The 13,699-nt window shown below is 33.2% G+C and carries 11 protein-coding genes; all 11 read right to left on the bottom strand.

Translation table 11 applies throughout. The annotated features are described in order from the left end of the window. Window positions 1-80: 80 nt before the first annotated feature. Window positions 81-503: a DUF3995 domain-containing protein gene (locus tag ACQY44_RS04325; protein WP_428229177.1), complete on the bottom strand. Its 423-nt coding sequence runs from the start codon at window positions 501-503 to the stop codon at window positions 81-83. Between the two features lie 28 nt (window positions 504-531). Continuing rightward, on the bottom strand, window positions 532-1,716 hold the full coding sequence (locus ACQY44_RS04320; protein ID WP_428229176.1) for an acetate/propionate family kinase: 1,185 nt from the start codon (window positions 1,714-1,716) through the stop codon (window positions 532-534). Between the two features lie 205 nt (window positions 1,717-1,921). After that, window positions 1,922-4,015 carry a phosphate acetyltransferase gene (pta, locus tag ACQY44_RS04315; RefSeq protein ID WP_428229175.1) on the bottom strand — a complete coding sequence of 698 codons (2,094 nt, stop codon included), beginning with the start codon at window positions 4,013-4,015 and terminating at the stop codon, window positions 1,922-1,924. 46 nt (window positions 4,016-4,061) lie between these two features. Beyond that, window positions 4,062-5,132 (bottom strand): magnesium/cobalt transporter CorA, encoded by a 1,071-nt coding sequence (gene corA, locus ACQY44_RS04310; protein WP_428229174.1) that lies wholly within the window; start codon window positions 5,130-5,132, stop codon window positions 4,062-4,064. A gap of 541 nt (window positions 5,133-5,673) precedes the next feature. Continuing rightward, window positions 5,674-7,752: a hypothetical protein gene (locus ACQY44_RS04305; RefSeq protein ID WP_428229173.1), complete on the bottom strand. Its 2,079-nt coding sequence runs from the start codon at window positions 7,750-7,752 to the stop codon at window positions 5,674-5,676. Next, on the bottom strand, window positions 7,736-8,590 hold the full coding sequence (locus tag ACQY44_RS04300; RefSeq protein WP_428229172.1) for a TRAFAC clade GTPase domain-containing protein: 855 nt from the start codon (window positions 8,588-8,590) through the stop codon (window positions 7,736-7,738). Before ACQY44_RS04300 ends, ACQY44_RS04305 begins: the two co-directional genes overlap by 17 nt. Next, a complete protein-coding gene (locus ACQY44_RS04295) occupies window positions 8,580-9,596 on the bottom strand; it encodes a TRAFAC clade GTPase domain-containing protein (RefSeq protein ID WP_428229171.1) in 1,017 nt (338 codons plus the stop codon). The genes ACQY44_RS04300 and ACQY44_RS04295 overlap by 11 nt, the downstream gene beginning before the upstream one ends. 2 nt (window positions 9,597-9,598) lie before the next feature. Then, window positions 9,599-10,651 carry a GTPase-associated system all-helical protein GASH gene (locus ACQY44_RS04290; RefSeq protein ID WP_428229170.1) on the bottom strand — a complete coding sequence of 351 codons (1,053 nt, stop codon included), beginning with the start codon at window positions 10,649-10,651 and terminating at the stop codon, window positions 9,599-9,601. After that, window positions 10,648-11,793 carry a hypothetical protein gene (locus ACQY44_RS04285; protein WP_428229169.1) on the bottom strand — a complete coding sequence of 382 codons (1,146 nt, stop codon included), beginning with the start codon at window positions 11,791-11,793 and terminating at the stop codon, window positions 10,648-10,650. Before ACQY44_RS04285 ends, ACQY44_RS04290 begins: the two co-directional genes overlap by 4 nt. 191 nt (window positions 11,794-11,984) lie before the next feature. Beyond that, window positions 11,985-13,301, bottom strand: a complete 1,317-nt coding sequence (locus ACQY44_RS04280; RefSeq protein ID WP_428229168.1) for a PcfJ domain-containing protein — start codon at window positions 13,299-13,301, stop codon at window positions 11,985-11,987. Further along, the gene (locus ACQY44_RS04275) at window positions 13,298-13,678 is read right to left on the bottom strand and encodes a PcfK-like family protein (protein ID WP_428229167.1); all 381 of its coding nucleotides are present in this window, start codon (window positions 13,676-13,678) and stop codon (window positions 13,298-13,300) included. The genes ACQY44_RS04280 and ACQY44_RS04275 overlap by 4 nt, the downstream gene beginning before the upstream one ends. Between the last annotated feature and the right edge of the window lie 21 nt (window positions 13,679-13,699).

Genomic DNA, 13,699 nt, shown 5'->3' with positions numbered 1-13,699 from the left:
TACTGACAAATATTTAATCTGAAAGCATAAAAAAAGCTCCTGGAATCAAGAGCTTTTTTAAAAATTTTAATTCAAATCCTTTAGTTATTGAATTCTAAAATTAAAGTCAGAATACTAATCACCAAACATAAGGGTGAATAATATTTTGTATCATTTAAGGCAAATTCAGAACTTTTGTGTTTTTTAAAGAAGCCCACATAGTTAAAATCTCCAATAGCTCTCAAAGTAAATATAAAAATTATGATCCAAAATCCGTATTTATCAAGCCATATTGGTAAACTCATGGTTATACAACCATATTTTATCAAATAAAAGACACCAAAACACAGCAAGCCAATAGCGACAATAAAGGTTGAAATTGTCCTGGGAACAAAAACTAATACTCCTTCATCATTTGTGGGTACAACTGCCTGGCTTCCCCATTTACCTCCAAAACCCCAATAAAAATGAAGCGCTGAAATCACCGTAAAAATTAAGAACAGCAGTATAGTTAAAATAATCATTTGAAGCAATTTAAAGTAGTAAAATCAATTAATTCTGTAGCAATTGATAGACCTGACTGGCAATTTCATATTCTTCATCTGTTGGCACAACCAAAACTTTTGTTTTTGAATTTAGTGCATTAATTTCTCTAATTTCCTTAGAACGAATTTTATTTTTTTCTTCATCTAATTCAATTCCGAAATATTCCATATCAGTACAAACCAATTGACGCATATATGATGAATTTTCGCCAATTCCTGCTGTAAAAACAATAACATCTAAACCATTTAAAGCAGCTGTATAAGAACCAATAAATTTTCTAATGCGATAGGCATTCATCAACAAAGCCAATTCACATTCTTTGTTTCCTTTTGCAGCTTCTGCTTCTATATCACGTAAATCGCTATATCCGGTAAGTCCAAGCATTCCGCTTTGTTTCAGCAAAATTGAATTTACATCATCTGCCGAATAGCCCAGATTTTTAATCATATAAAAAATGACTGACTGATCGATATCGCCGGCACGGGTTCCCATTATCAAACCATTAGCAGGAGAAAAGCCCATTGTATGATCAATACTTTTTCCGTCTTTTATTGCCGTCATACTACATCCATTTCCTAAATGAATGGTAATAATTTTAGAATTCTTTTCTAAATGCTCAATTGCTTTTTCTGAAACGTATTTGTGACTTGTTCCGTGAAAACCGTAAACTCTCACTTTATTCTCCGTTAAAAGATAATTTGGAATCGCATACTTATAGGCTTCAACAGGAATAGTCTGATGGAAAGCAGTATCAAAGACGGCTACTTGTTGTGCTGTCGAAAAAATTTCCTCAGCAACATTTATTCCTACTAAATGTGCAGGATTATGCAACGGAGCTAATTCAGAAAGCTCTTTTATTTTTTCTTTAACCTCATCAGTTATAATAGTCGTATCTGAGAAATAACTTCCTCCATGTACTACGCGATGACCCACTGCACCAATTTCTGAAGTAGATTTTATAACGCCTTTTTCCGGGTCCAAAAGCATTTTGGCTACTTTCTGTAAACCTACTTTATGCGTAGCAATTGGTAATATTTCTTCTATTGAATCTGAAGGAGTCTTAAATGTTACATTGGAAGTTTCCAATCCAATCCTGTCGATCATACCAGAACAAATTACTTCGTTTGTTGGCATGATCATTAATTGGTATTTTATTGATGAACTTCCTGAGTTTATAATTAATATTTTCATTTTTTTTTAAGTTGCTAAGATGCTGAGTCTCTAAGTTGCTAAGTTTTTTTTAGTAGGAGGCTCAAAGCTTTTTTAAATTTATTTTATATAGAACTAAATTGAACGCGGATGAAATCGATTCGCTATCCCGAAGACACGGATAACAAGGGATTTTTCACGTACTAATCATAACACAAACTCATAATTTATAATTTATAATAATTGATTACAATCCTTGCGCCTGAATTGCTGTAATTACTACTGTGTTTATAATATCGTCTACCGTACAACCACGGCTCAGATCGTTTACAGGCTTATTTAAACCTTGTAACATTGGTCCAATAGCCAAAGCTCCGGTTTCTCTTTGTACTGCTTTATATGTATTATTCCCGGTATTTAAATCCGGAAAAATAAGTACACTCGCCTGGCCTGCTACTTCAGAATCCGGCATCTTGCTTTTACCAACCACTTTATCAACAGCAGCATCATACTGAATTGGTCCTTCAATTTTCAGATCCGGTCGTTTTTGTTTTACAATTTCGGTTGCCGTTCTCACTTTATCCACTTCATCTCCTTTTCCTGATGATCCTGATGAGTAAGAAAGCATGGCAATTTTAGGCTCTATCCCAAATGCTAAACTTGATTCAGCTGATGAAATCGCAATTTCAGCCAATTGTTCTGCTGTTGGATTTGGATTAATGGCACAATCTCCAAAAACTGAAACGCGATCCTCCAGACACATAAAAAATACGGATGAAACTACTGATGAATTTGGTTTGGTTTTAATGAATTGTAAAGCAGGTAAAATGGTATGTTGCGTGGTATGCGCGGCTCCCGAAACCATTCCGTCAGCATGACCTTTATACACCATCATAGTGCCAAAATAAGAGACATCTTCCATTAAATCCCGTGCCATTGTAATACTTACATTCTTAGCCTTTCTAAGCTCATAATACGTATTGGCATAATCCTCATAAAGCTCAGATTCTTTTGGATTGATAATGGTAACTTTCGAAAAATCAAAGGTAAGCCCTAATTCTGCAATTTTATTTTCGATTTGTTTTCTTTCTCCTATTATCGAAATATCAACGACATCCATGTCTAACAATCTTGAAGCAGCAATGATAATACGGTCATCATTTCCTTCAGGCAAAACAATATGTTTACGATGCTGTTTGGCTCTTTTTACCATATTGTACTGGAACATTTTTGGTGTCATTCCTTCCGGTATAAAAGTGATTAACCTTTCCGATAGCGTATCTACTTCTACATATTTTTCGAAAGTACTAATCGATGTTTCAATCTTATGTGTGTTATTCGCATAAATTTCTGATTTGATTGAACCAATTTTATTGGTAATACTGTATGTTCCTCCGTCAACAGCAATAATGGGCACAATGGCTGAAAGCCCTTCAATAAGCTTTAAAATACTGTCTTCCGGAACAATATTCCCCGTTAGAATGATTCCTGATATAGTAGGATAATTAGCCGATTCATTGGCTTGTAAAGCACCTAAAATAATATCTGAACGGTCTCCCGGTGTAATCACCAAAGCATTATCATTTAAGTGCACTAAGTAATTATGCAATTGCATCGCACCTACGCTAAAATGACCAATTTCATTGTTTAGATAAGCACTACCAAACAATACTTTTGCATCAAGCTGATTAACAATTTCCTGCATCGTTGGGTTGTTCAAACTTGAAATCAACGGAATTGTATTAATCAGAACATTGCCCGGCAAACTTTTCTGCAGTCCCTGTGTAACCAATTCTATATTTTCAAACTGCACTTTGTTTGCAATTACCGATAAAACTTCAACTTCTTTTATTTTAAAAGAGTCATAAACCAAATAAAGGCTGTCCACTAGTTCTTCTAATGTTTTTCCAACTCCAGAACCTATAATGATGGTTGGAATTCCGAGATTCTTTGCAATTAAAACATTCAAATCTAATTCTATTGAAGTTCCTTCACCGGTAAAGCTCGTTCCTTCTACCAAAACAAAATCAAAACGCTCTTCAAGCTTTTTATACTTTTCGATAATCAAATCTAAAACCTCGCCTATTTTTCCTTTGTTTTTCTTTTTGATCAATTTGCTTTTTGTGATTGCATAAGCATCTTCAAACTTAATATCAAGATTAAAATACGACAGAACAGTTTCGATATGATTGTCTGGTTCTCCATCAACAAAATCCTCTACAATTGGTCTAAAATACCCTACTTTAGCCGTTTTACCAATCAAAATACTCATCAAACCTAGTGTAATTATCGATTTTCCGCTATTATGATCACTTGTGGCTATATATATTGCTTTACTCATAATTTATATATTGAAACTTAACAAATTTTTAGTTGTATAATAAACGTCAAAACCAACGTCTCTTTTTGAAATAAATAATCAAAGCGATTACTAAAAAGAACATCGCAATCATCACACTGTGATATCCATATTTATATCGAAGTTCGGGCATATTCTCGAAGTTCATTCCATACACCCCAACAATAAAAGTGAGCGGAATGAATATGGCTGAAATAATCGTAAGGGTTTTCATAATCTCATTCATTTTTCGGCTTTGTTCCGAAAAATAAAAATTAGAAGCACTTTCTAATGAACTCATATCCGACTCAATTTGTTCTAAAAGCTCTAAACTTTTTTGGTGCAACCGGATGAAAAAACTAAAGGTTTCTTTTTCTATTCCGTTATAAGTATCATCATCTTTGATCGTTTTTAAATAATATAACGAATCCCTAAGAGGGATAATAGAACGCTTTAAAAAATTAAAATTATCACGATGATTTTCAATTTTTTCTAAAATAACAGGATCAGCACCTTTCTTCGTTAAATTGATCAGTTCTTCAATTTTATCTTCTTCGTCTTCAATCGTAATGTAAAAGTTTTCCATTACAGCATCTAATAATAAATAGAGCAAATAATCGACCTTTTTAGTTCTTACAATTCCGGCATGCGTTCGTAAACGCTCTCGTATATGTGTAAAAAAATCACTTCGTTTTTCCTGAAACGAAATCAAAATTCCGTCTTTCAAAATAAAACTAATTTGCTCAACGCTTATATTATCTGAATATTCAGAAGGCAAAAGTGATTTTATATTAAAAAATAAAATATCCTTTTGTTCCTCAAGCTTGGTTCTTTTGGTCGTATTTAAAATATCTGCTAATAAAAAATCATCAAGTTTAAAATGTGCACCAATTGTTTTGATTAAATTAATATCATTTAATCCGTGAATGTTCAGCCAGTTATTTTTCGTATAATCAATACAGGTGTTTAATGCTAAAACAGTAAATTTCTCATATTCAACAACATCTGCATCATCATATACAAAAAGTTGCATTTCAGTTTTATGTTCTTTTTGCGAGCCTGTATATTCTAAAGTTACATGTTGAAGCTTCCGCCCTTTCTTGTATTTGATCTTTCTCATTCAAAAATATTTACATAGTAATATTACGAAAAAGAATCTGAATGGGAAATGACATTTATCATTTTGATGGGAAAGATTAACTAATTATCACATCTTTAAAATGTAATCTTTTTATTATTTTTTAAAGATAAACCCGACAGGTTTTAAAAACCTGTCGGGTTTAATTCATAACGGTAACATAACCCCATAAAAAAAGCCGAATCATTTCTGATTCGGCTTTTTCTTATTGTGAAAGAAGAATTATTTTACTTCTTCAAAATTAACATCCTATATAAATCAGTATCTCACAAGGTAATGGTACAAATAAGGTACAAAACAAATAAAATTTATCTTTAAGAAATATGTGGCGAGAAAAAAACAAAATTATTAAATGAAATATTTTTCCGCTCATCTGACCTCTGAAGGACCGCAGATCAATTCATCTTAAGATATTTACTTACTTTTGAAATCCTAATGGGATTATCATATAACCGGCTTTTGAAAAATAGATTAAAAAATAACTTTAAAAAGCAGTTGTGAAACAGCAAATTGCTAATAATAACTACAATTCTCTTCGCAAATGATTAATTAATTGAATCTGATCTTGTCTCACAGTTATTTTTCCTTTATCGACATTAGCCAAAATATCTTTAAGAAATTTTCGTCCTTTTTTGAATCCAAGCGCATAGCTAAATGCACTTTTGGTTGTTTCAAAAGTTCCCAAGCTACCAATAAAACCCTGTAATGGCCAACGAAATTTTATAAATTTATTTACAAGTGTTCTAATCAATAATTCACAATAATCCCAACTTGGAACATCAGATTTCTTAGGCCCAAACAAATAGCTAAAAAATGAAGACAAAGTGTCTTCATCATCTTCCTCCAATGCGTCAATAGGAATCATTCGCCATTCATTGTAATTAATTTTCGAATTTTTAGCGAAATTATAAACGTCATTAAAACATTCGGTAATTAGTGGCGCGGGATTTGAAATTTTTCGATAAAACGCAAATGATAGTAATGCACATGACGCAAAAATTCTCGCACGCTCGTCATTAATTTTTTTGTAAATTATTATCCATTGCCTTGAATCCAAGTCTATAGAATGTAGATGATGATAGTTAAGATTTAGAAAAATTTTGCAGCAAAATTCCGCACACAATGTCTCAACATTTTTCCGGATGTATTCCTTTAAAACTGTTTTATTATTAAAAATTAAAGATAGGACATCCGACGAACAATTAGTAAATTGATTCTTGTTACATATTTTTATTAAATAATATAATCTTGGATCATTGTTTCTTAATAAATGAAAAAGAATCTGACTTTTGGATTCCAATATTACATCAATAATTCTTTCCCAGTTAATATTATTTGAATTTTCCAGTACTTCTATTAATTGTAATTGAATAGAAGTCGGCAACTTCCATGTTTTTACATCAGTCGCGATTTCAGGTATTTTCTTTGAAAACACTGAAATTAAGCGAGAATCCCTCATTAATAGATTAATAATTTCCGATGGTTCAATTGATACGCTATTCCAAATATCGTGGCTTATTGAATCAGGCCCCATACTAAAATAAAAATTAATAAACTCCTCAGTAGTTATCTTCCCAGATTTAACTGCATTTAGTAGTCTTTCATTTATATTTCTGTTTTCCGTATTTACATGTGAAGCGTAATAATTTAAAAGATCTTTCTCATTAAAATTAAAAAGTTGTCCATCATTATATACTTCTTTCTTGATTAATATGCCTTCATTATCCTCAAATATTTCTGAGACTAACTCATTAATCAAAAAGAATGGAGGTTCATCAGTAATAGAAAAGTTATACAATTCAAGTAAAGGTTTATAATTTCTCCTTAAACCCTTTACATCAGAACCATAAAGCCAAAGAAATTTACGTAGCCTATTTTTATGACCGTTACTAAGAAGATTGGACCAATTATCCTCTATAAATTCAGTTTTATTGCCTATAACATAGCAATCAAAACTTTGCTTTTCGATTGAAACTATATTTCTTGCAGGTACAACTTGAAAATCAAATTCAGCGCCATTAATAATTTTTAAATTTAATGATCCAGTGCAAAATGAAAAATTTCTTCTTAAGCGTGGCCATTGATTACTCCATATTTGAACTATGTCTTTTTCAAAATCCGTAGAATTGTAGGCTGGACAAATTATAGTTTTTTCAGGATGATTGTAGATAGCTGCTAATAATGATTTAACAGCTAAATAGTCATCAAAGAACGTAATTGAGTTTTTAAATTCATCCTTTTCAAACAAAATAGGCTGTGAATATTCTTCATAGTAATCCTTCAATGGCCGAACAAAATATCCCAACAGTTGATCTAAATCTGGTATTTTTCCTAAATCCGAAAACTGAATTAATAAAGTGTGCGTCCAGACGCATCCAGGTCTTTTCATTTCATCTGCATACCACGTTTTGCTAAACGCGTAGTGAGTCGCTAATGGATATCCACTAATATATACTTTAAATCCGTCATCAATATTTGAACCAGATAAATCAGACTGGACCAATAGAGTTTTCTTCGCTTCACTAGAAAGTGGCGAAGATGACATTAGTAACTGATGGCCATTTTGGTAACCATGTAGCGTTTGATCAATTTTTATCTTCATTCGTTATCCAAAGTATTGGACTTAAAATATTATTTGAAATTTCCGAACCCTGAACAATTTTAATTCGTTCCAATGCATCAATAGAAAGCAGCGAGTCTTTAATAGCTGAATCATCATAGTCTCCCCCCTGGGAACTTACTCCAAAGAATTTAACTTTGAAAATATCCTCGTTAGATATTAAATATTGATGTAAAAGCGGTAACTCACTTTTACACCAAATTTCAGGATCACGTTGTCCATCAGTTAAGTCCCAACAAGAAATAATAACCGAAATCTTTCGTAAAACACCAGGCATATTATAATCAATCATTTGCAAAAAATCAACTAATTTCACTTGACTTGGTACTAAATCTTCTGTCCATGGCTGTTCCGAGGTTGCATTAATCATTTCAGCTCCAAAATATCTAAAATTTTGATTTTCGTGATATATTAGCCTTGGCTTGTTTTTTAAATCTCGTGGATCAATAAAAAGTAAAATTCCATCAACATTTTGCAGTATATTATTAAACTCCTCGTCCCATTCTCTGTCTGTAAACTGGGTTTTAAAAGTTTCTCCTGAGATGTCTGGAATATTTAAGATCAGTGAATTTCCGCTAACTTTATTAATAAGTTTAATATTAACATGTTCAATTTTACCTTGATTAGTTCTAATAACGTTATTACAACCTGCCCAATTCCGACTTATTAGATTCAAATATTCTAATTCAGTATTTTCAAGACTATCGCACTCAAATTCTCCTTCATCAAATGCATGGAAAACATAATACCATAAAGCAGCTAAAAATGTAGTTTTACCTGATTCAGGCAGGCCAGAAAACAATATTCCTTTATCCTTCATTTCCATTTAATTTATAATTATCAATAAATCGTGGTGAAACTTTTGATTGCAAAGTTAATCTTTTTTGAAGCAAAGGAAAATCCATCAAATCATCAATTAAATCTTGTAATCCAAATCCTAGATCAACAGCTGTGGAATTTTCTTCATCTGGTCTAGAAGCTATTTTTTTAAAATTGATTTCCTTTAACTTTGCTGAAAAGCGTCGATTAATTCTATTTATAACCACTTGGTCTAAATTAAAACTTTGCGAGCTTTCTAAAAGATCCCATTTGGATATCAGTATATTCAGAACTGTCTCACTACAAAATATTTCATTATCTATTGCTGATTGAATGAATAATTCCGCATCATGCATTGCTGCAGTCTTTTCGGAACCTGCAAGTTTCTCCCCATCAATTATATAAATTATGTGATCAGCTAATTTTACCAGTCCAAGATGCTCTTTCATTGCTGAACCTGAACTTCTTGCTAACTGAATAGTTTCCCCAGAAATATCAGATAGTAAAAAATGCTTTTTTAAAGACATTTCGGAATTCGAAATCACGATATGCAAAATTCTAAAATCAAGAGTTTTAGTTCGCTCAGTATCAGCTTTAATTGAGCCTGATGACATTCTGGAAAGATGACTTCTTATCTCAAATGCTTTTTGAGTTAATGACCCTGCAAATAAATACTTTTTAAATTGTCCAATTTGAAAGAGATCAAAAATCGTTGCTAAAAGAGTAGTTTTTCCACAATCTAAGTCACCTAAAATTGTTACAAAATCGCACGGATACTTCTGTGTTACCAATAACATTTCTTTAAGATTCAATTCTGAACCTTTAAAAACTTCTATTTTCTTTGATAACTTTTTGACAACAGATTGACTTTCATCTTCAACGATTTCTTCGTCTACCAACTCTTCGTCCCAGTAGAAGTGAGGACATTCCTGATCAAGTCCTTCCAAACACTTACCATCATTTCGAATATCACAACCAGCTTGTGAGCATGCTTTTACCTCACTCATATTTATAGCGATTGATAGGATTTTATAAATGTCATTTCTGTATAAAATTGGAACGCTAAATCTTCTGGTTTAAACTTTCTTTCACAAGTTCCTGCGCCAAACTTTTTATTAAAAGCACCTTTCCATAAATTTACATCTTCTAAAGACTTTTCTAAACTAATAGCATGTAAAAAAGGTGTAAATTCATTAAGTTGCCCAATTAATAAAATTTCCTCCTTAATTTTTTCCGATGTTTCAATAATAACCTCTGCTAGTGATAATTCTTTTAGTTTTACTTTATTTCCATTGCTTACAATTAGAGCTTTATGCAAAATATGTTTAGCTGAAATTAAAAAACCACTATACGTAGTTATTTCAAATAATTCATGAGGACTAGAAACTGTCATTTTAGCCAACCCAGCTTCAGAAAAATAAGCTTTATTAGATGTGCTATATTGCGTGAATAACCACCATAGAACATTTGACTCTTCCTTTAATTTATTATTTTCATCATTAATATGAATAACTAAATTTATTAAATTTAAAGAGTCTTCAATTTCTAATGTTTCCTCCCCTTCCTCGTCTTCTTCAATCGCCGAAGCTTTATCCCTTAAATTTTCTACAGCTTCGCTAATATTAAAAATAGGTCCTGTTTTATTAATAGCATCCATTTGGTGCGCTAATTTATAAAATGGGATATCCGATCCAGAATATTGCTCAAAAAAGTTAAGATTTATAACTGCAAGACTAACAATATGTCGTAAATCAGTTGTTGATTCAAATAAAAAGCACAGAGAAATTTCTGACAATGTTTTAACAATGTTGTCATTCGATTGAATTGGAAACGAAAGGTCAAACTCTTTAAATATACTTACAAACAATTCTTTATGTTGTGGACTCCCAATTGTTATACCATGTGCCATTTTCACAATATCCAACCACAATTCTACATTTTCTTCATCAATTATTTTATTAATTGCACTAATTCTTTTTTGAAGAGTTTCTTGAGTTAACGATAATTCTATTGTTCTGTACCATGTTGGAAAGAGATCTTCGCAGGTGTAATTTTTACTCATACAAATGGATTAATATTGTTTTCAAAAGGTTTTATAGTGTTTATAGCTTGCCATAAAGCTGGTAAAAGATTTCTCTCTCGAACTTGACGAAAAACTTCTTTATCCATCTCGTGAGCACTTAAATTTATCAAAGTATTCAAGGGAAGATCAAGGGTGTCAATCACCTTGGCTTTTTGATAAGAACTTAATTCTAGAAATGCTGCTACGGTTATTTGAACTGCGGAATGCATAATTTCTGGTTTTTGATTTACTTCAACAATGGCTACAATTTCATTTTCGAATTTTTCGGAATTTCTTTTAATCCCATCATTATTTGATTTATTGACACTTTTTATTGGCTCTAAGCCAATATCTGTGAATCCTACTTTCGAGCCAAAAACTTTTAAAGATAAAGATGTTGCACTTTGTGCAGCCAAATTTTGTCTTTGCTCCTTATCCGCATCTTTATTTCCATCACCATAGTCACAAATTCCTTTAACTAAAAGCCATTCATTAATATTGGCCTTTTTACAAGCAGCGTAAATACCCGAGCCTTCCATTTCTGCTCCGGATGCTTGCGGGAAAACCTTCAATATTTTATTTCTTTCTCTTAAATTGTCTATAAGCTTTTCGCCGGAAAGTATTTGGCTTGGTAAAATTTTGGAAAACAAACCGTCATCAATAGGATTAGTCCAAGATATATTTTTAAATCTATCCAAAAGTAATCCACCTGCATCTACAATTGATCCCCGTTGTGTAATTCCTCCTTTTGATAACCTTTGAATTTCATATGATATGATTGTATCAGAAATTAAAACATCTCCTATTCTTTGTTTTTCTTCATTAACCCCCATAGCTACACCAATCATTAATACTGCTTTAGGATTCCATTTATTAATAGATTCAAAAGCAGTTAATATTGCTCCAGCATAACTTAGCGATCCCATCTTTCCCAGTTGAACATGAACAGCCAAATACTCCCCAAAAACACCGATGAAATAAGTATGCATCCCATGAGGTACCTTTATTACATCCGTTTCGTCATTTAAAGGTAGTAAAGCTTGTCTAACATGAAACGTTTCAATTTCATTTGCAGTTATTAAGAGTAAATTGATTTGTGGAATTAATTCCCTGACTTCTTCAAATGATTTTTCTATTTCCAAATTAATACACATTATTAAATTAATATTTAAAGACAGTTTTGCTATATATACCTACAAATATAATATAATAAGTTAGAGACATCCAGACTAATTACAAAATCATACAATTTAGTACAACATTAATATCCCTACGATGATGTCCCCGCCTTTGAGTGTCTGCGCAGGCGAATTTTAAAAAAAAAAGCCGAAATCTAATTTTCGGCTCTTTCTTCTTTTTTGTTTTTCATGCGCTTTTTAATCTGATAGAGATTCTGATGCAGAAGCTTCAAAATCTGCTTATGATGCGGGGAAACCTTGTTTTTATCTCCCCTGCACTGCACAACTTCTAATGATGGAAGCGCCACCTCTATGGTCTCTACGGGTTTGTTTTCAAATTTAGCCGACAGGATGAGGGAGTTTCTCTTTTTGTAGTATTCATTGGTAAATACGCAGTGGCGGAGCATATCGCCCTGTTCAAGAAAATCATGCACGCTTTCCATAACGCAGATTGAAAGATTCTCTTTTGTGAACTCAAGCCCGAAAAACTGTTTTTTCTGTTCTTCATAGCTAATCTGCGCCTGCTGTATTTGGGCTCTTAGTTCCTTTTTATGGAGACGTCTTTGGATTATGCGTTTTCTCTCCACAAGCCTGTCATGCACTTCTTCCAGATTCTCAGGGCATACCAAATCGGCATTATTCAAATCCTTTTTGAACCATTTAAGCAGGGAGATGTAATCTTCCCAAAGTCCAAAGTCCTTTACCTTGTAATTGTTCTTAGCACAGGTTTTGACTGCCTGCCAGTTCTCCCTGATGTGCTGTGAGTGCGAGACCAGATAATGAGAAAGAAAATCGGTCTGCCCTCTCTTGAGGAGAGTCTCTGCAAAGGAATCTTTCAAAAGAGCCGTAAGAAGAACCTGCGGGGCGATACCGTAGAAACCGCCTTTGAAGCCGTTTCTTTTCACGATGGAAATCGCCTTTGAAGATGAATAAACCTTATAAGGATTGATGCGGTATTTAGGAGAATCCTCAAAACTCTTCGGGCGGATTTCAAGGGAAGTATAATATTTCCATGCATCATAGGCTTGTGAAAAAACGTTGGTGCCGAGCGAGAGCGTTCTCACCTCCCCTTTCACGTTTATCCAATGTTGCATCACTTCCTTATGAAAATAAGTCGGCATGCAGTTCTTTTTCATGTCCTTGTGCGAACAGATAATGCGCACCACCTGAAATCCTCCGCACACATCCAAAACAGCGAAATACTCTATTTCTTTGAAATGCACCTGATTATATTGCTGCATTTTCAACTTACCACTGCATGCCGTACAGTTGATATATTTTTGACAGGATGCTTTCTGTGCATCGGGCTTCCAGGAATGTGCACAGTCAAGGCAGTGGAATTTCCCCCTTGAAAGCACGCCCCATTTGATGAAAATGTTTTTTTCTGCCCAAACCTGCATCTTTTGCGATACAGGCGAAAGGGTCTCATTAAGGGACACAATCTGTTTTTCGATGGTGGTTTTCGGTATCATAGGTCAAAGAGTGTCAAGGTTTTTGATTCGGCTTTGGGAGCAATGACTGCCGTTTTTGCAACAACTGTATTCTGCGGAAGTTCAGGCATAGTAGTAAACAAATCAGCCTTTGCAGGCGGACTAGCCACTACCCTGCAATTAACGGGCTGAGGCTGTCCGATACTGTCATCTGCATAATATCTGACCGCCATGTCAAATATTTCCTGATTGTCAAAGGCGCACAGTCCTGTTTTTTTTACCTCGCCAAAAATGTAATTGCAACAGTTTTCCAAGTTTTTCGATTCCTTGGCGAAGTCCTTTGCAAAGACAATATCGGTAAGGGCGGTCTGATTGAGGTAATTTTCTATAGCGGTCTTAAAGTTTTCTGAAGCTTTCATAAGGCATGGTTTAAGATGAAA

It is taken from the genome of Flavobacterium sp. (genome assembly GCF_965277525.1).
GTDB lineage: Bacteria > Bacteroidota > Bacteroidia > Flavobacteriales > Flavobacteriaceae > Flavobacterium.
Note: the sequence above shows the minus strand (reverse complement) of the source record. Positions and strands in the feature narration are given on the sequence as shown.